Origin of the sequence: Myxococcus sp. CA039A (assembly GCF_013336645.1) — a bacterium.
Lineage (GTDB): Bacteria > Myxococcota > Myxococcia > Myxococcales > Myxococcaceae > Myxococcus > Myxococcus llanfairpwllgwyngyllgogerychwyrndrobwllllantysiliogogogochensis.
Window position 1 is genome coordinate 1 of the sequence record NZ_JABUMQ010000087.1, and the last position, 19,463, is coordinate 19,463.

The following is a 19,463-nucleotide window of genomic DNA, read 5'->3' on the forward strand; positions in this document are numbered from 1 at the left end:
CCTGGGGGCGCCGAGCGTCGCCCCCAGGCGGCCGCCCCCGCGGCGCCGCCCCCCAGCGGACAGGAACGGCGGACCATTCCGCCTCCAGCGTCCTATGCGGGCCCCGAGCGGCGCACCCCTGGCACCAGCTCCCGGCGAGCGTTGGACCCGAACGCGGGGTCCCAGGAGCGCTTCTGGCCCAGCCAGCCTCGCACCCTGGAGGAGACCGGCCTCACGGCGACCTTCGTGGAGGAGCTCATCCTCAAGGCGCTCTTCTTCGCCGGTGAGATGCGCGGCATGGACCTGGCCAGCCGTATCCAGCTCCCCTCGTCCGTCATCGACGACATCATCGAGGGCCTGCGCCGGCAGAAGTACGTGGACATCCGAGGCGGCGGTGCGTCCGGTGTCGGCAAGTCCACGATGATCTACCAGCTGACGACGTTCGTGACGGACATGCTGCGGCAGATCACCGACCGCAACCGTTACAACGGCCCCGCGCCCGTCTCCTTCCAGGAGTACGTCGCGGCGGTGAAGAAGCAGACGGTGCGCGGCAATCGCATCACCCGCGCGCGGATGCAGGACAAGTTCGGCGACCTGGTCATCCGCGACTACATCTACGATGGCATCGGCCCGGCGATGAACTCCGGCCGCGCCATCTTCTTCTACGGCCCCCCCGGCAATGGCAAGACAGCCATCTGCCAGGGCATGGTGAACTGCTTCGAGGGGGACATCTTCATCCCCCACGCCATCCTCATCGACGACTTCGTCGTGAAGGTCTTCGACGCCAACATCCACAAGCCCGTGGAGGATGAAGGGGGCGCCTCGTATGACCGGCGCTGGGTGCGCTGCCGGCGGCCGCTCGTCGTCGTGGGCGGTGAGCTGACGCTGGACATGCTCGACCTCGTCTACTCGCCGGAGGTGAAGTACTACGAGGCCCCGTTCCAGATGAAGGCCAGCAACGGGATGCTCCTCATCGACGACTTCGGCCGGCAGAAGGTGTCGCCGAAAGATCTGCTCAACCGGTGGATCGTCCCGCTGGAGAGCGACATCGACATGCTCACCCTGCACACGGGCAAGAAGCTGCAGGTGCCCTTCGACGTGTTCGCCGCCTTCTCCACCAACCTGGACCCCAGCGCCCTCGTGGACGACGCCTTCCTGCGCCGCGTCCGCTACAAGCTGGAGGTGCAACGGCCGGACGAAGAGCAGTTCCACCAGATCTTCGAAATCATGTGCCGCAAGCGGGGCGTGGCCTACAACGCCAACGCCATCGACTACCTCATCGACTCGCACTACCGGCCGACGGACCGCCCCTTCGCGGCCTGCCAGCCTCGAGACCTCCTGGACCAGGTCATCGACATGTCCCACTACCTGGGACAGGAGCCGAAGCTGGACCCCGCCTTGCTGGACGCCGCCGTGCGCAGCTACTTCGTGCGCTTCGACAAGCCCTCGGGGACCACCGCGGCCTCCGCGACCTGAGCCGTCAGCTTCCGGTTGGCGCCGGTGCGAAGGGGCCCCACGGCGAGGGCTCCAACCACCGGCGCACCTCCTCCACCGGGACGTTGGACAGTACGTCGACAATCGACAGTCCCTGCACGAATCTCCCCTCGCGTCCCTGCGCGTAGGGCGGGTGCCGGAAGCGCTGCCACAACACGCGCACGTCCGCGTCCCGGAACAGGCTCACCTGGAGGTACAGCGAGGAGCCCAGCCCGGAGTAGTACGTGTGGGCCTTCAGTTGCCGGCAGTACTCCACCAGTCGCGCGGACTTCTCGTCGCCCTGGCGCTCCAGCGTGGACGCCAGGAGGATGTCTGGCTTCATCCCCAGCGATTCGTGGAAGAGCGCGGTGCTCCCCAGGAGGACCCGCAGCAGCGAGCCCGGACCGGCTTCACGTGCCACACTGTCGTAGAAGGGCTCCAGCAACGGAAGTACCTGGGTGGCGAAATGGGGCCTTTGCCCATACAGCGTCACCAGCCTGCTCAGGTGCTTGCGTGCCCAGGGCTGTCGGGTGTCCACGGCCAGCTCGCCGATGAGCGTGTCGCGGTGTGGGTCCTCCAGCGGAATGGACAGCCATTGGAAGCCCGGCTCGGTGGGCGGAGGTGTGGGCACATTCGCTGGCAAGGCCACACGCGTCCTGCGTTGCCAACCGCGCCGCAGCCATTGCACATTGTCGAGCACCAACAACGTGCCCGCGCGCGCCACCTGCTCGTAGAAGTCCACCCAGGGCAGGTAGTGGGGTTGCTCGGCGACGACGACTCCTGGACTGCCCGACACTCACGGCCTCTCTTCTGCTGAGACGTCCTGGGTTGGGTCGGCCCCTCACTCTGGACCGGCGCGGTGGATTCAGCCTGCTGCTAGACTGTAACATTCCAAAGACGGCCAGGGACCTTCGCCGCGGCGGGAAGGAACGGATGAAGTACCTGTGCATCAGCGCTGACCCGAGGCACCCCGTGGCGGAGGAGCTTCAGCGCCAGGGGCAGGAGGTGCTCGTTCGCGCGGACGCCTCGGAGGCCGGCGCGGAGCTGGTGCATGGCCGGGTGGACGTGCTCATCGTCGAGGCCGAGTCGCTCGCGGAGGACGCGCGCTGGCTGGACGCGCTGCGAGCGCGGGCGCGGCCCGAGGAGCCCCTGGTGCTGGGAGTGTCCCGCTCCGCGACGGAGGAGGTCCTGGCGCCCCTGCTGGCGGCGGGGGTGGACGAGCTGCTCGTCGTGCCCGTCTCTTCGGTGGAGGTGCGCGCGCGCAGGCACCTGCTGGAGCGTCGCGCGGCGAAGCGCCGGCACCACCAGAGCACGGAGGCGGCGGCGCGCGGTGAGATGGAGCGGCTGGCCTCCATCATCCAGACGCAGGCGGACGTGGCGCTGGCGGGGCTGGACCTGTCTGGGGTGATGCGCCTCTTGTGCGAGCGCGCGCGTGAGCTCTGCGGCGCGGACGGCGCGGCGGTGGCCCTGCTGGAGGATGGGTACGCGCAGTACCGCGTGGCCACGGGCAGTCTGTTGGCCCATATGGGCTTCCGCCTCCCGGTGGAGGGGAGCCTCACCGGCACCAGCCTGCTGCGTGGCGAGGTGATGCGCACCGACGACACCGAGGACGACGTGCGCGTCAACGTGCGCGCCACGCGACAGGTGGGCGCTCGCTCCATGGTGTGTGTCCCGCTGTGGCGCGAGGCCCGGCCGGTGGGCGCGTTGAACCTCATCTCCCGTCATCCGAACGCCTTCGATGACCGGGACGTGCGCACGCTGGAGTTGATGGCGGGTCTGTTGGGCGCGGCCATGGGCAACGCGGCCGAGGCCGAGGCGCGTCATGCCTTGATGGAGGAGCGCGCCGCGGCGCTCGCGGCCCTGCAGGAGTCGCAGGCGCTGTTCGCGGCCTTCATGAACCACAGTCCGGCGGTGGCCTACATGAAGGACGAGCAGGGCCGCCGCATCTGGGTGAACGAGCCGTACCGCCGCTTCTTCGGCCTGTCGGAGACCGCGAGCCTGGATCGCCTGGATGACATGAACCTGATGCCGCCCGCGTCGGCGGAGCACGTGCGCCGCGAGGACCAGGCGGTGCTCGAGTCGGGGCAGCCCAGCGCGACGGAGGGCATGGTGCCCTCGCCGGACGGGTCCGAGCGGTTCTGGCTCACGTATCGCTTCATCGTGAAGGAGCACTCGGGGCGCAGGCTCCTGGGCGGCGTGGCGCTGGACGTGACGGACCGCAAGGCGATGCAGGCGCAGCTCGTGGTGTCGGACCGGCTGGCGGCGGTGGGCACGCTGGCGGCGGGGGTGGCGCACGAAATCAACAACCCGCTCGCCTTCGTGCTCTCCAACCTGTCCTTCCTGTCCGTGGAGCTCCAGTCCGTGGCGCGCGAGCTGCCGCTGGGGCGCACGTCCGAGATGGAGGAGGTGCTGCGCGAGGCGGTGGATGGCGCGCACCGGGTGCGGCAGATCGTCCGCGACTTGAGGACCTTCTCGCGCGGGGACGACGAGGTGGCCACCGCCGTCAACCTCCAGGCGGTGCTGGAGTCCGCCATCACCATGGCGCGCGGCGAGCTGAAGATGCGCGCGCAGATCATCCGCGACTACCGCGACGTGCCTTCGGTGGAGGGCAACGAGGGGCGCTTCGGTCAGGTGTTCCTCAACCTGCTCATCAACGCCGCGCAATCCATTCCCGAAGGCAAGCCGGAGCACAACGAGGTGCGCGTCATCCTGCGCCCGTTGGGAGATCGGGTCATCGTCGAGGTGCACGACACCGGCGTGGGCATGACGCCGGAGGTGTGCGCGCGCATCTTCGACCCGTTCTTCACCACCAAGCCCGTGGGCGAGGGCACGGGCCTGGGCCTGTCCATCTGCCACGGCATCGTCACCGGCTTCGGCGGGGACATCTCGGTGGAGAGCGAGGTGGGCCGGGGCAGCATCTTCCGGGTGTCGCTGCCCGTGGGCCAGCGGGCGCGGGAGCTCACGTCACCGACGCCCCGCCTGCACCTGGTGGGCTGAGCCGTCGCGCGGCCCGCGCCGTCACGGGGCCTGGTGGCGGAACATGGGCGGGAAGACGCGCGGGGCCTTCTTCTTGCGCACACAGCGGGTGTCCGCGCTCATGTAGCAGGCGGAGAAGGCGCGGCGGCGCAGGCCGGGGCGGCCTCTGCCGGAGCGGTGCCACAGGTGGTTGTGGATGAGGATGACCTCGCCCGCGAGCGCGGGGAGGGGCAGGGCGCGGCGCTCCGCATCCCGGGCGGCCACGGCGTCCGGAGGAATGACTCCGCCGAGCTCCGTCACCAGTCCGGCCTTGTGGCTGCCGGGCACCACTTCCAGACAGCCACCGTCCTCGGGGGCGTCATCCAGGGCCGTCCAGAGTTGGAGCTCCGGCTCACGGGTGAGGCCCCACAGCCGACCGCCATCCTGGTGCCAGGGCAGGTTGCTGCCGCCGGCCTGTCCCTTGTGAAAGAGGATGGCGCGATAGAGGACGATGTCGCCGGGGATGCGCGCGCGGACGACGCGCTCGAACAGCGGATTCTCCATCCACGCGAGGAAGCGCGGGTCCTTCTCCAGCTTCTCCAGCTTGCGGTAGTCCAGCGAGGGGCCCTGCCAGCCCAGGCCCAGGGGGGCATCCTCGTATCGACCGGTGGACGCATCCGGCTGGAAGAACATGCCGGGGTAGGTCACCCGGCCGAGCATGAGGTCGTCCGCACGCTCGCGCAGGGCCTCCAGTCCCGACTCGTCCAGGACTCGACCCAGCCGGGCATAGCCGTGCTCGGCGTAGTGCGCGAGCGCCCTCTCGATATCGACGTCCTCCGCATCCTCACGAAGCATGGCGCCCTCATACCCCGGACGCTCCATGGGTGGGAGTGTCACGGGACGGTGTTCCGCATCGCGGACACGGGGACGGACCGCTTGCGCGCCCGCCGTCCCCGCACCATGGTGAAGGGGCATGCCCTATCGTCGCACCACGCGTTACGTCGTCGCTCCGGATGGGACCCGGGTGGCCTGGCACACCCATTTCGGTGACCTGCACGAGCAGGCCTCGGAAGGCGTCCTGAGGTCGCGTGCCACGGTGTTGCTGAGCAACGGCATTGGCACGTCGGAGAACTTCTGGCGGCACATCGTCACCAGTCTGGAGCAGGACCACCGGGTGGTGCACTGGAACTACCGGGGGCACGGTGGCAGCGAGGAGTCGCGCGGTGGCGACTACGACGTCTCCGTGCACGTGGGAGACCTGGAGCGAATCACAGAGGAGGTGATGGCTCGCGGAGACGGCCGCCCTCCGCACCAGGTGGCCTTCTCCATGGGCGTGCGCGTCCTGCTGGAGCTGTATCGGCGACGGCCGGACCTGGTGCCCGCGATGACGCTCATCGCCGGCACACCCGGGGCTCCGGGCTCGGGTGACCCGCGCCTGGCCGCGCGCGCCGCCCTGTCCACCGTCCGCGAGGTCTTCCGGATGGCGACCCCCGCGGTGCCGCTGGCCACCCCGGTGGTGCGCGCGGTGCTGGGCAGCCGCTTCGCCTATCCCCTGGCGCGCGCGGTGGGGGCCTTGCGGCCTCGCGCGCCTCGGGACGACATCAGTGAGTTCCTGCGGGCGCTGCGAACGATGAGTCCGCGGGCCTACTGGTACACGCTGCGCGGGCTGGCGGAAGGCCACGCGTGGGACGTGCTGCCCTCCGTGAAGATACCCACGCTCATCATCGCCGCGCGCGACGATACCCTGGTGCCCCTGCGGGAGATGATCCGCATGCGCGATGCACTGCCGCATGCCCACTGGATGCAGGTGGATGACGCGGGCCACGCGGGGCTGCTGGAAGCGGGGACGGAGATCTCCGACGCCGTGCGCTCCTTCCTCATCGAACATGGGATGCGGCCCGACGCCTCCCCGTCGTCTCGCGAGTCACGGCCCTCCTCTCCGTCGTGAGCCCCAGGGCGCGGCCGTCACCTGGATGGCACTGGCAACGCGCCCACGGGGCGTGAAAAGCTGGGCACGCAGGGGGGCGTGTACTTGAGACTTTTGCTCGTCGAGGACGAAGAGAAGATGGTGGCCCTGCTCCAGCGGGGATTGACGGAGGAGGGCCACACCGTCGAGGTCTGCACCCGAGGACGCGAGGCGTTGGAGCTCGGCACCCGGGATGGATACGAAGTCATCGTCCTGGACTGGGCGCTCCCGGAGGTCGATGGCGTCACCCTGCTCAAGCACTGGAGGAGCGTGGGGGTTCGCACGCCGGTGCTGATGCTCACCGCGCGTGGCACCACGCCGGAGAAGGTGATGGGGCTGCGCTCGGGCGCGGACGATTACCTGGTGAAGCCCTTCGACTTCGAGGAGCTGCTGGCGCGGTTGGAGGCGTTGGCTCGGCGGGGTGAATCAGAAGATGGCCCCGTGCGACTGGGCGGCGTGGTGATGGACCCTCGCCGCCGGGTGCTGTGCCGGGGTGGACGCGAGGAGCCGCTGACGGCCCGGGAGTTCGCGCTCTTCTCCGCGCTGGCGAAACACCCGGGTGAAGCGCAGGTGCGCGCCCGGTTGATGACCCAGGCCTGGGGCCCGGACTTCGAGGGGCATGGCAATGTGCTGGATGTGTACGTGGGCTATCTGCGCGCGAAGCTGGAGCGCTTGCAGGCCTCCGACGTCACCATCCGCTCCGTGCGCGGCGTGGGCTACAAACTGACGGTGTCCACGACGGATGAAGCCTCGTGACACTCACGCGGCGCCTCTGGTTGCTGGGGGCCCTGGTCCCCGCGCTGGCGATGCTCGTCGCGCTGGGGCTGGCGGGACAGCTCTTCCGCTATGACCTGGAGCGCTCGTTGGACCGTGCGCTGCTGGCGCAGGCGGCGGTGGAGAGCGTGAGCCTCTTCGATGGTCCCGGGCAGAAGGTCCACCTGCACATGGCGGTGTCTCCGTTGCTCGACCAGGTGCGGCCCTTCGCGCCCCATGGCTATCTCTACGGGCCGGATGGAACGCTCGTGGTGAGGTACCCGCAAGGTCCAGCGGGTGTGACGGGGCTGGAGGAGAGACTCGTTCCAGGGGCGCCCGGGGGCGAGCCCCAGCTGGTGACGCAAGTCGCCCCGGATGGAGAGCGGTGGCGTGAGGTGCGCGTGAATGTGCGCTCTCCGCACGGTGAGCGCTATGCGCTGCGGTTGTCGGCGTCGCTGGGGCAGGTGGATGGCTCGGTGGTGACGTACTACCGGATGGCCTTCTCGCTGTCGGCGATGCTGGGGCTGGCCTTGCTGGTGCTGCAGACGACACAGGCGAGGACGCTGGCGCGAAGGCTTGCGGCCATCACCCGGCACCTGGGCCAGCTGCGTGAAGGCGACTTCTCTCGTGCTCCCGTGGAGGACCAGGAGCGGGACGAGATAGGCCAGTTGCGAGCGGTGCTGGCGGAAGCGACTGAGCGACTGCGCGGCGCGCGCGAGACGCAGGAGCGACTCATCGCGGGCGCGGCGCATGAGCTGCGCACTCCGCTCACGCTGATGCGCACCAGCATGGACCTGGCGTTGCGGAGAGAGAGGACGCCGGAGGAGCTGCGCGCCAGCATGCTCGACTCGCGGCGAGAGGTGGACCGGTTGGCGGTGCTCGCGGGCAACCTCCTGGACCTCGCGGTGGCGGGGCGAGGGGCGTGGGACCGGAAGCGGGGAGACCTGTCTCAGCTCGTCATGCAGGCGGTGGAGGGCGCCCGTGCGGAAGCGGAGCGGCGGGGGATGCTGATTCGATTGGATGCGCCCGGTCCCGCCGAAGCGAGCTTCGATGCGGGGGGCTTGCGGCAGGCCGTGGACAACCTGCTCTCCAATGCCCTGAAGTTCTCGCCGGAGGGAGGAGAGATTCACGTGCGGCTGATGCGGGAGGGAGGGCGCTATCAGGTGCGCGTGGCGGACCTGGGACCGGGCATCCCTCAGGCCGAGCGCGAGGCCGTGTTCGAGCCGTTCCATCGCGTGCTGGATGACGTGCACACGTCAGGCACCGGCCTGGGGCTGGCCATCGTCCGCGAAGTGGCGGAGCAACACGGTGGCCGCGCCTACGTCGCTCCGGAGCCGAGGGACTCCGGGACGGAGATGGTCATCGAGGTGCCGGTGGCGCTGCATGCGGTGGCGTGAGGGGCTGCTGGTGCTCCTTGACGTGCATCAGGCGGGGACATGGGCCGGATGCCCGCACACCCTTCGCTAGGGTGTCAGCGGCATCCAGTCGGACGCGGCGACGAGCTGGTTCGTGGTGGGGTCCAACGCAGCGAGCTGTCCTCCCTGGATGCCCACGCGGCGATTGACGCCGAAGGTGACGGGAGGGGAGACGCCGGTGTCGAAGTCGCGCAGGGCCTCCAACTGTTGCGTCAGGCTGGCGCGAGTGACCTCCGCGCCCGTACGGGTGAGGGCTTCCACCAGCACACGTGCGGCGGCGTAGGCGCCGAATTGAAACGAGGAGTGCCCTGGAGCCAGGCCGTGGCGCTTCATGAACGCGACGAAGTCCTTCAGCTCGGGGGCGCGCTCTCCAAGCCCTGCGGGGTAGAGGAAGTGGATGCGCGCTGTCGATGCGCCTACCACCTCGGGGATGGCGAGACTCGCGGGCGCGAGGACGCGCACCGTGGGGGCACTGGCCTCCAGGACGCGCAGCAACGTGGCCAGTCCCTCGGGGGTTCCCGCGTACAACACGGCGGGCGGAGGCGCGGAGGCCCAGCGGTCCACTGGGAGAGTCCCATCCGGGAGTGTCACCTCCACGGGGGAGAGGAACTCCCGACGTGTCGTCTCGGCGCGCACGGCCTGTGCCCAGGCCTGTCCCGCTTCTCCTCCGGTGTGGACGACGACGAGTGGCTTTCGTCGCAGCTCGGACTCTCGTGTGTTTGCGAGGGACTGCACCGCCAGCCGCGCGAGTGAGGGCTCATCCGGGTACAGGAAGAACACGGGGCTGTCCTCCTCGGAGGTGCCTCCGGTCAAGGCCAGTGGCAGCACGAGGGGCGCACCTTCCGCGGCGAGCCTCGTGTCGGAAGGAAGTGGACCCCGGCGCATGCTGGCCACGAGCGCGAGTACGCCTCGGTCCAGTAGCCGCGTGGTTGCGTCCGGGCGAGGCGGCGTCACGATCGGCGCGGCGGCAGCTTCCACCACCCGCGACGGATTCCCACGCTCCTCGGACGTAGTCGTGGCGTTCAGGGGAGGCGGCGTCGCGCTCGGTGCGGCGATGATCGCGGCGGCGTCTTCCACCATCCTCGACGGATTCCCGCGCCACTTCGACGTGATGGTGGCGTCCGGGGGAGGAGGCGTCGCGATGCGCTGGGAAGTTGCTGTCTCCACCCGTGTTGGGTTCGCACGCGCCAGCAACCTCGTGGTTGCGTCCGAGGGGGGCGGCATAGCGATGCGCTGAGAACTTTCTGTCTCCACCCGTGTCGGGTTCTCACGTGCCAGCAGCCCCGTGGCGGTCTCAGCGTTCGAACGAGTCACGCTGAGTGGTTCATGGAGCGCGGCGTCGTTTTCGACGATCAGCTCCAGCTTCCTTCGGAAGATGCCACCACTGGCGTTCACATCCGCGAACACCGCGCGCACCACGGCTGCTGCCTCCTGTCCCAGCGGCCCCAGTCTTCCCGTGAGGGGCAGCGCCGCGCCCACCGTAAGCGTAGTGGGGGAGACTCCCGGGTCTGGATGCTCACCAAGCTGCTCCAGGTACGCGAGCAGCTCTTCGCGCTCCGCATCATCCAGCACGTAGCGAGGCATGGTCATCCCCAGCTCGCGTCCACTCGCGGAGCGGCCCTCGGTGATGGCACGCAGCAACGTGGCACGCGAGTACGCGGGGCGGGCACGGTCCTCGACCTCGCCCACCGCCCGCGTGCGCGAATGTCCGAGGGCGCCGGGTGTGATGTCGGGCACCTCCACGCCGCCTTCGCGACTGCCACGACCCGAAGGTCCATGACAACGGGCGCATGCGGCCACCTCACCACTCAGCTCCACGCGCTCGGGCGCGAGGAAGCCCATGAGAGGCGCTCCGCGGACGCTCTGGCCGCGCTGGAAGAGGCTTCGCCCTCGCTTCGCTGCCTGCGGGTCCACGGGAGCCGGGACCGGCTGTTTACATCCCAGCCATACCGATGCCAGGACCGCGAGGACCCACCTCGCGTCACGCGCCCCTCGCGAGACTCCGAGTGCGCGGGCTCCGTCATGCATCGTCGGCATGCCGTTACCTCGGGTCGTTCAAGTGCTCGACGGCGTAGACGATGTTCTCCACGCGGGCCATCGCCGGAGACTTCACCCACATCCCCGTGGCCGAATCGCCGATGAGCAGCGTGGTGTTGTGCGCATCCGGGTCATCGACGTAGCCCCCCAGCTTCTTGAGCACGAGGGTGATGTTCTCCCTCGCGCCCGTGAGGAAGTACCAGCCGGGTTGGACGCCGAGCTTCTTCGTGAAGGTGCCCAGGCTCTTCGGCGTGTCGTTGGCGGGATCCACCGAGAGGGTGATCATCGTGATGTCCTTGCCCACGCGCCCGCCGAGCTTCTCCTGCACCTGCGTCAGGTGCTTCGTGATGGGCGAGCACGCGCCCTTGCACGCGGTGAAGGCGAAGTTGATGAGCACCTTCCGGCCACGCACCAGGTCCTCGTAGAAGCGGTGCGTCTTGCCGTGCTGGTCCACCAGCTCCGTGTTGGTGAAGTACTTCGCGGCTGCGGCGTCCTGGGCTGCGGCGTCACGGGCCTGGGGCCCCAACTCCGCGGGGCCGGCGGAAGCGGCCTGGACTTCACGGATGGCGGAGAGGATGGCGCTCGGACTGCCCAGCCCGTCCACACGCGTCCACGTGTTCGACACCGCGTTGCCCACCAGGACGGTGGGACGGTGCGCCTCCTTGTCCGGCACATAGCCGCCGAGCGCCACCAGTGCCTCCTTCACCTTCGCCGGTTCGCCCGTGAGGAAGGACCAGCCGGGACCTGGCTTGAAGGGCTCGGCGAACTTCGCCATGCGCTCGGGCGTGTCGTTGGCCACGTCCAGGGTGATGGAGATGAAGCGCACGTTGCTTCGCGGGCCCAGATCCTTCTGCACCCGTGCCACCGTCGCCGTCATCGGCGAGCAGATGGTCTTGCAGCGCGTGAAGATGAAGTTGATGGCCACCGTGTGGCCTCGGACCAGGTCCGTCCACAGCTTCACCTCGCGGCCCGTCTGGTCCACCAGCGCTACGTCAGGAACCTCCACGGCCAGCGACGAGGCCGAGGAAGCGGCCTTGGGCGTCGGCACCGCGCCCTCCTGCGCGAGCACGAGAGGGGCCCACAACAGGGCCAGCGCGAGGCTGCTGATTTTCAGGGGAGACACCAGGCGCGGCATCATCGGTGGACCTCGGAAGCGGACGCGGTCGTCGCGGCGGGAGCCTCGACAACGCCAAAGGTGAAGTGAGGCAGCCGGCCCAGGTCGATGCTCCGACTCTCGACGCCCACCACGAGCTTGTACTGGCCCGGTGTCGGCGGGGTGAAGTCCACCTCGAAGCCGCCGTCGGCGGTGCGCCGGGGCTCCGTGCGCCACTGCCAGGTGCCGGGCGTCTTGAACAGGAGGACGCGAATCTCCTCGGGCTGCACCGGGGGCATGCCCGTCATGCCCGGGGTGGGCTCCAGCTTGAAGCGCAGCGGCGTGGTGGTGCCGGCGGTGAGCAGCGTCTTCGGGTCGAATGCGGGAGTGAGGGTCAGCGGGAGCTTCTTCGCGAGCGCCGCGTCCTCGGGAATGCCGCCCACCTGCCACTGCATGCAGACGATGGCGCGGGGGTTGTCCAGGAGCAGCTGCACGTCGTAGGTGCCGTTCTCCCGCACCGTGGCCGTGGCGGAGTAGACGCCTGCCTCCACCTCGCGCAGTGAGCGGTCCAGGACTCGCACGGCGCGGGGCTCGCGGCCGTAGTTCAGGTGGGTGCCTCGCGGCGCCATCATTCCCTCCTGGTAGAGGAAGAGGGCCCGGTCCGCGGTGCCGGCGACGATGACGCCGTTGCCTTCGGGCAGCGCGGCGATGGGGTCCGAGCGGCCCAACCCACGAGACTCCTCGGGCGCGCGCTGTCCCATGGTGACGTTCACCACGGAGGGCGTGCCGGTGCCCTCCAACGTGTTCAGGTCCACCAGGGACACGCGCCCGCTGGTGGTGTTGCGCACGTACCCGAAGGACTCGGTGAACACGACGGAGTCCGGCGCGGAGAAGCCGGTGAGCGCGTGGGCCACCCGGCTGCGCGCGGCGTCGAGGACGTCCACCGCGCCCGCTTCCGGGTACAGCAGGAAGGCCCAGCGGGCGGAGCGGTCGAACCGCAGCGCGCCCGGCCCGGCCTTCACGGCGATGCGCCGCGACACCTCGCGCCTCTCGGGGTCCACCACCAGCACCTCGCTGGAGCGGGGCTGGACCACGAAGAGGGCTCGAGCCACGGGGCTCCAGGCCACGTCACCCGCGCCCACGCCCACCTTCACGGTGCCCAGCACCTCGCGAGAGGCCACGTCGACGGCGGTCAGCACGTCCGCCTCGGTGCTGGTGACCCAGGCGGTGCGGCCCTCGTCGGAGAAGGCGAACTCGTGGCGGCCCGCGCCCACGCGCAGGGTCTCCACCTCCGCGTGGGCCGCGGTGTCGAGGACGCTCACGGTGCCGTCCCCATCGTTGCTCACCCACGCGGTGCGGCCATCCGGCGCCACCGCGATGCGGCCCGGCTGCTGTCCCACGCGCACCGTCCGCGTCGCGAGGAAGCGCTCCATGTCCACCACGGACACGCTGTTGCCGGAGGCCACCGTCACGTAGAGCGCGGAGCGGTCGTTCAACATCGCCCAGTCGGCCGCCTCTCCGCCCACGGACACGAGGCTGTGCAGCTTGGTGCGTTCGAAGGCGATCTGCGGGTTGATGACCGACACCGTGTGGTCATGGTTGAGGGTGAGGAACCAGTAGGCGTTCAGGTCCACGTCCGCGCGCGCGGAGAGCAGCCCGCCCAGATAGGTCTTCACGCGCGCCGTGCAGGCCGCGTCGTCCAGGGGCGCGGCGCCCTTCTCCCGCAGCGACATCCAGCCGAGCACACGCCGGCCCTGGAGCGGTGCGTGGGACTTCGCGTCCTGGAGGACGAAGCGCGCGGTGCCCTGGAGCGGCGCGCCGGCCGCGGCCTCCCGGGGACGAGGGGTCAGCGATAAATCGAACCGCACCGAGACACCCTCGCGCTCGGCCAAGACGGGCTCCGGGGCGGGGAGGGGCGGCGCGGCCGCGGGGACGTCCGGCGGTGCTCGAACGCGGAGATTCCATCCGGCGGCGCTGAGTGCGCCCACGGACAGCAGGCCGAGGGTGGTGAAGACAAGGCTCTTGCGCATGGTGCGGGGACTTCCAGGGACACCGAAGAGAGAGAAGGGGGGCGACGCGGTCAGAGGTGGACCGCGTCGCCCGGAACCAACAGCGAGCAGCCGCTACTTCACCCGGTACACGCCCCACAGGCCGCCAGCGCTCCACAGGAAGCTGGCGTGGTCCCGGTAGAGGTAGTCGCCCTTGACGCTAGAGGCACCGCCCGCGCCGTACTCGGGGATCATCGTGTACGACTGCATCACCGACGCTCCGCCCTGGGTGGAGATGATGGGTGACGTGGCGTTGGGGCCCATGACGCGCGACTGGCTGCCCGCGAGCCATGGATTGCGGCGCCACTCCGCGCCATGCATGGAGATGGCGTGCTGCCGTGAGTGACCGGAGGGATGGCCGAAGCGCCAGCGCACCGGGTCGTTCACCTTGACCTCGAACACGGGCGTGGCCGGGTCGCCATGCGCGGTGGAGCTCAAGATGTCGCGCAGGTCGTAATCGTTGAGCGTCTCCATGTCCGTCTGGGGCGGCACGCCCAGGCGGGCCCACAGGGGCTCGGTGCGATAGTTGAAGCCCTTCTGTCCGGTGTCCTGCGAGTCGTCGATTCCCGCCGTGTTGCGCAGCGCCGTGCCGCTCTCCAGGCCATCCGTGTCCCAGAAGGTGGAGTCATCACTGTGCAGGCCCAGGTCGTCCTGGAAGAGGGCGACGAACTCGCGGAACGTCTCCGGCTTGCCGTCGGCCCGGGTGTACGAGACGTAGGCCTGGGCCTCGGTGCCGGGGTCGGCCGTCCATGAGGCGTCAGCGGGCTCGATGACGAGCGCGCCGATGGCGCCGTGCATGCCGTGGTTCACCACGTCCGCCATGTTGCGCAGGTTGACGATGCCGAACTCCATGGGCGTCCTGCGGCCCCAGGGGAACGGGGTGCCGAACGGCGAGCTCTTGAACTCACCGGCGAACCACCGGTACGCGCGCGTGCCGCCGGGCGGAACCGTCTGCACCGCGTTGAGGCCCACGTTGGCGCCGTCGTCCACGTTGACGTCGTAGTTGACGAGCTGCGGATGCAGCGACACGTGGTTCGACATCCGCACCTGGTTGACGTTGAAGCGCGGAGTGATGGCCGAGTGGTGCGCCCAGACGTACGACTTCGGCAGGGTGGTGGATGGCAGCCGGTTGGTCAGGATGACCTGGATGCACTCACCCGCGCGGGCCCTGAGGATGAGCGGCTCCGGCTTGCGCGTGCCGGCCTTCAGCCCGGCCAGGTGCGCGTCCTGCGCGAAGATGATGGCGTCCGGGTCGTAGATCTTGTGCGCATCGTTGTAGACGAGCCGCTTGCCGGCGATGTGGTTCTTCGCGTCGATGGCGGAGACTCGGTACAGCCGCACCGGCGAGCCCTTCGGACACGAGTCCGTCTTGATGGGCTTGATGCCGAACCACTGGAGCGCCTCGTACTGGAGCACCAGGTCCTTGTCGATTCGCATCATCCCCTCGCGGTCCGCCATGAGGTGCTCGACGGTGCGCTGCTTCACCGGCTTGCCCGTCTCGTCCACCTCGTAGGAGTCCTCCACGGAGTCGCGCTCCTTCTCCGGATCCAACACCTCCAGGCCCGCCTCGTCGGGCAGGTCCAGCAGGGTGAACGGCGGGTAGGGCTGCACCTCTCCGTTCGCCGCGCCCCGGGTGGCGACAGACTGGAGCTTCGGGTTCTCGTCCGCGGCCAGCAGGGCCACGTCCGCCAGGGTGCGGGTGTTGCGCAGCCGGTTCTTCGTCGTTCGGAGGATGCCCCACATGCCGTTCCACAGGTCGCCCGTGGAAGCGCTCATGTACATGTAGTCCGCCGTCTCGTACGGGCCGATGATCTGCGGCAGGCCGCCGGTCAGGTTGAACTCGAACTTCTCCGAGATGCCGATGGGCTGCGCGTTGTAGAAGCCGCTGTCCGGGTCGTACAGCTCCTTGAGCCACTTGTTGCCGTGGAGGGTGAAGGAGTGCTGCTCCTCCTGTGAGCCCTGGATGAGGCGGATGCGGATGTTGTCGCCCGGGTTGCCGTACATCACCGGCGTGTACGGGTCGCCGTGGATGTCCGAGCGGAAGACGTTGGCCATGTCTCCGCGCGTCCCGCTGCGCTGCACCCGATCACTGCAACTGAGGCGAGTGGAGATGCGGTGGGGGATGGGCTCGTTGTGGTAGTTGATGGTCATCCCGCCCGGGTCGGCGGCGCTGATGGCCTCCGGCATGGGTGTGGACTCGAAGCCGACCGCCCACGGCAGCTTCTCCTCCTTGTAGTTGGGCGGGTTCACCGGCTTGCCGCACTCGTCGTAGAGGGGCACATAGTCCGCGAAGGCGATGGCGAACTCGCGGAAGCTGTTGGCCGGGTTCGCGGTGATGATGTCCGCGCTCCAGCTCGTCGGGCCACCGTCCGCCACGCGCGAGCCGTAGAAGATGCCCGTGCGAGGGTCCCTCCACTTGGAGCCCTTCGGTTCGACGATCAACGCGCCGTAGAAGCCGTGCTGCTGATGGGACGACGGGCCGAAGTGGTCGTGGGTGAACACGGTCTCCAGCGGGTGCTCCTTGCCCGAGTCGCTGAGCAGCGGGTCCGCCCACCAGCGCTGCACGCTGGTCTGCGCGGTGCCCGGCGCGCGGGGGATGCGCGGGTGCGACGCGGGTGCGGTGAGATACACGCGCGCGCCCGTCTCGCCCACGTTGCCATCCGCCACGAAGGCGCCGCCCGCCGCGTTGGCCAGGTGGATGCGGTGCGCCACCGTGTCCGAGGACAGCGTGCCGTCCTCGTAGTTCCAGCCGTTGCCGGCGCCGTCCGCCGCCGTCACGTCGAACTTCACCAGGTGGATGTGCTGACCGATGATGTCCGTGGGCGTGTAGATCTGGAAGTCATCCGGTGCCAGGTGCGCGGGGATGAGGTTGGTGGCGTAGAAGTTGATGCACTCGCCCGACTCGGCGCGGAAGAAGAAGGGCTCTGGAGGCCGCTTGCCGTCCTGGGTCGCCGGCACGTCCTCGTTGAGCACCATCAGTCGCGCCTGCGGGTCATGCCAGCCGGCCCGGTTCACCCGCTGCATGGCGATTTGGAGATAGGTCGCGCGGTAGTTGCGCTTCGTCGTGCGCGCCGGACACGGGTCCGCGAAGGGTGCACCGGCGACGGGGGGCCGGCCGTTGACGAGGAACTTCCCGGTGCCGCCCAGCGCGGTGTAGCCGGGGTAGTACCTCACCGTCTCCGCGAAGACAGGGTCGTTGTGCAGCGGCACGATGGACGGTGCGGTGGCGCCGACGGAGCTGGGGAAGTCGCCGGAGTGGAAGGCCATGGCGGCCTTCTCCGTCGGGGTGCCGGCCTGGGGCAGCAGCTTGATGTTGAGCGCCGTCGGGTCCACGTCGAAGCGCCCCGAGTTGCCATAGGCCACCGGGCCCACCGCGTTGGTGACGATGTGGCGCGGCAGACCGCCGTCGAACTCCAGGTCCAGGGGCGCCTGGGGCGTCCGGCGGCCGGGCATGCCCGGGATGTAGAAGGGATAGCCGGGGAACGCGGGCCGCGTCATCGGGCCCGACGGTGTGCTCACCGTGGTGGCGACATACGTGGGCATGGGCGGCATGGCCCGGCTGGGGATGGGGATGACGGCCGGGTTGGGCGTGCCGTTCTTGATCTCCGCGTCGGGCAGCACGCGGTCCTTGGTGCCGGCCTCGAACACGTCATGCACGCGCCACAGCGCCCACATGCCCTGGGCGAAGTGGGGATACAGGTGGCAGTGGTGGATGGAGTCGCCCACGGTGAGGTTGCGGTTGCCGGAGCCTCCGAAGTTGATGTCGTAGGTGAAGGCCGAGCCGGGGCTGACCGTCTGCGAGTCCAGGTAGTTGGAGTCCTGGGCGCCGGGGGAGTACTTCCACTGGTGGGCGTGGAGGTGGAAGACGTGGGTCTCCGCGGGGCCCGCGTGGATGTTGCGGATGCGCACCGGGTCGCCCAGGTAGCTGTGGTGCACGTTGGTCGGGTCGTCCGGATAGAGCGCCGCCACGGCCTTGCCGGAGGCGTCCTTCTCCACGTTCATCGCCGGGTCGCCATTGGCCCAGGACTCGAGGAAGAACTCCTCGTACTCGCAGGTGACGCAGTCCTTGGTGGGGCCAATCTTCGCGCGGTTGGCGATGAGCTCCGCGCCCAGGCCCGCCACGCCGTAGTTCACCCCGAAGCCGTCGCGGACGCTGTGGAACGTCGGGTTCCACTCCAGCTCGTCGAAGGCCTGAACCGCCTTGATTTCATCGTGGTAGATGGCCGTGAGTTCGCGGAAGTGGCCCTGGTCGATGGACGTCCGGGTGCCCACCGACGTGCCCTTGTAGCCGGTGATGATGGCCTCCAGGTCGCCGTGACGGATCTGCCGATTGGCGTCCAGGATGGCCAGGTACGGACGGTTGGAGTCATCCAGCTTCTCGTACTGGATGAGCGGCGTGCCGTCCGGGTTGGTGCCCGTGGTGACGGACTTGAGCACGGTCGCGCTCACCTTGGAGCGGTACCAGCTGCTGCCCGCGGGCTCCACGTTGACGGCGCCGAAGAGGCCCTGCGCGGTGGAGCCTCCGTCGCCCTCGCCGCCGAACGAGGCTCCCATGCTGTGGAAGAAGAAGACGCCCTCGTGGTCGGCGTACCACTCGTAGTCGAGCGAGCCTCCGGAAGGCACGAGGCTGCTGGGGTTGTAGCCGACGTTGGCGCCGTCGGAGAGGATGTTCCGGTACTGCAGGCCCTGCACGTGGATGGAGGCGTGGCGCGTGGCGGGGGAGTTGTCGCGGTGGTCGCTGTCCGCCTCCTTGTCCTCGCCGAGCCAGAACCACCGGCCGCCCACCGCCTCGCCCTTGATGAGCGAGAGGACGGCGTCATACGAGGGCGTCCACACCCAGAGCGGCAAGAGCTTGCGCAGGAAGCTCTGCGTGGTGGAGCCGCCCGCCTTGCTCGGGCCGGGCTGGGACTCCTCCGCGCTGGGAATCGCCGAGCGGGTGGGGGCCAGCCAGTTGGTGAACTTCACGTGGAGGCAGTCCCCCACGTTGGCGCGCAGGGTGAGCGGGCGGGGGCGCTTGTTCGTCTTCAGCCGCGCGTTGCCGGGCCCCGCGGGCTTGCTCGGGCTGATGGCCTCCACGTCCTCACGGAGGGCGTAGATCATGCCCGTGGGGTTGAAGGAGCCCAGCCGGTTGTAGGTGTAGACCTGGTCCAGCGCCACCACGTCCGCGAAGATCGTCCGCGCGCACGTGGGCTCCGCGACCGCCTGTGGCGAGGACCCCACCAGCTTCTCCTGCGTGGGCGCCATGGGCTGGCGGCCTGGAGCGGCCCGCGGGGACGCGTCGGTTCCGTCCGGTTGGCAGGCGAGGCTGGAGACCAGCGCGGCCGCCAGGAAGGATCGCCCGAGCGTGGGCGCGACCCGGCCTCCGGGTAGGGGGCTCCCCCCTGGGTGTTGTCGATTCTTGGTTGAAGACACACATCCCCCTGAACCGCCCTCGATGAGAGCGATTTCATGATTAAGCCGTGAAGCGCGACCTTTGTGTTTCTGAGAGACTTCTCAAGAAACACAGACATCCAGTCCGTGTTTCCGATGTCTCACTATGGGCGTCGCCGACGGGAAGTAAACACTCCGCGTAAGCGTCCGGACTCGCGACACTTCGTGCCCGCACTGGGAGGTTGTCTGAGAGGTTTCAAAGGAACAGGGATGTGGTGGTTAACCCTTAGAGTCTCTAAAACACGGGAATTGCCCGAGTTTTCCTGGGGTGGAAAGCACCCCCGGAGTTGCATTTTGCTACGGTGTTGTTGAAA

At 69.1% G+C, this 19,463-nt stretch carries 11 protein-coding genes; 5 read left to right on the plus strand and 6 right to left on the minus strand.

The genetic code is table 11. The features are described from left to right. Nucleotides 1–1,455, plus strand: a 1,455-nt coding sequence (locus tag HR086_RS16420) for an ATPase (RefSeq protein ID WP_174466093.1), incomplete at its 5' end; no start/stop codon positions are given. Nucleotides 1,456–1,459: 4 nt separating this feature from the next. Here HR086_RS16420 and HR086_RS16425 read toward each other — a convergent pair. Further along, nucleotides 1,460–2,248, minus strand: coding sequence for a WbqC family protein (locus HR086_RS16425; RefSeq protein WP_141645146.1), 789 nt, complete (start codon nucleotides 2,246–2,248; stop codon nucleotides 1,460–1,462). A gap of 137 nt (nucleotides 2,249–2,385) precedes the next feature. On the opposite strand from HR086_RS16425, the gene HR086_RS16430 reads away from it, so the two are divergent. After that, a complete protein-coding gene (locus tag HR086_RS16430) occupies nucleotides 2,386–4,449 on the plus strand; it encodes an ATP-binding protein (RefSeq protein ID WP_174463674.1) in 2,064 nt (687 codons plus the stop codon). A 21-nt stretch (nucleotides 4,450–4,470) separates the two neighbouring features. Here HR086_RS16430 and HR086_RS16435 read toward each other — a convergent pair whose 3' ends face one another. Beyond that, on the minus strand, nucleotides 4,471–5,262 hold the full coding sequence (locus HR086_RS16435) for a phytanoyl-CoA dioxygenase family protein (RefSeq protein WP_174466094.1): 792 nt from the start codon (nucleotides 5,260–5,262) through the stop codon (nucleotides 4,471–4,473). Between the two features lie 118 nt (nucleotides 5,263–5,380). On the opposite strand from HR086_RS16435, the gene HR086_RS16440 reads away from it, so the two are divergent. From HR086_RS16440 to HR086_RS16450, 3 genes are all read left to right on the plus strand, one after another. Beyond that, nucleotides 5,381–6,355, plus strand: a complete 975-nt coding sequence (locus HR086_RS16440; RefSeq protein ID WP_174466095.1) for an alpha/beta fold hydrolase — start codon at nucleotides 5,381–5,383, stop codon at nucleotides 6,353–6,355. An 84-nt stretch (nucleotides 6,356–6,439) separates the two neighbouring features. Then, nucleotides 6,440–7,129 (plus strand): response regulator transcription factor, encoded by a 690-nt coding sequence (locus tag HR086_RS16445; protein WP_141645150.1) that lies wholly within the window; start codon nucleotides 6,440–6,442, stop codon nucleotides 7,127–7,129. Next, nucleotides 7,126–8,523 carry a HAMP domain-containing sensor histidine kinase gene (locus HR086_RS16450; RefSeq protein WP_174459304.1) on the plus strand — a complete coding sequence of 466 codons (1,398 nt, stop codon included), beginning with the start codon at nucleotides 7,126–7,128 and terminating at the stop codon, nucleotides 8,521–8,523. The genes HR086_RS16445 and HR086_RS16450 overlap by 4 nt, the downstream gene beginning before the upstream one ends. Before the next feature lie 66 nt (nucleotides 8,524–8,589). On the opposite strand, the gene HR086_RS16455 is transcribed toward HR086_RS16450, so the two are convergent. The 4 genes from HR086_RS16455 to HR086_RS16470 form a co-directional block, all read right to left on the minus strand. Further along, the gene (locus tag HR086_RS16455; RefSeq protein WP_254626344.1) at nucleotides 8,590–10,383 is read right to left on the minus strand and encodes an ABC transporter substrate-binding protein; all 1,794 of its coding nucleotides are present in this window, start codon (nucleotides 10,381–10,383) and stop codon (nucleotides 8,590–8,592) included. Between the two features lie 199 nt (nucleotides 10,384–10,582). Beyond that, nucleotides 10,583–11,716, minus strand: coding sequence for an SCO family protein (locus tag HR086_RS16460; RefSeq protein WP_254626345.1), 1,134 nt, complete (start codon nucleotides 11,714–11,716; stop codon nucleotides 10,583–10,585). Next, nucleotides 11,713–13,701, minus strand: coding sequence for a YncE family protein (locus HR086_RS16465; RefSeq protein ID WP_174466096.1), 1,989 nt, complete (start codon nucleotides 13,699–13,701; stop codon nucleotides 11,713–11,715). Before HR086_RS16465 ends, HR086_RS16460 begins: the two co-directional genes overlap by 4 nt. Nucleotides 13,702–13,794: 93 nt before the next feature. After that, the gene (locus HR086_RS16470; protein WP_174466097.1) at nucleotides 13,795–18,963 is read right to left on the minus strand and encodes a multicopper oxidase domain-containing protein; all 5,169 of its coding nucleotides are present in this window, start codon (nucleotides 18,961–18,963) and stop codon (nucleotides 13,795–13,797) included. Between the last annotated feature and the right edge of the window lie 500 nt (nucleotides 18,964–19,463).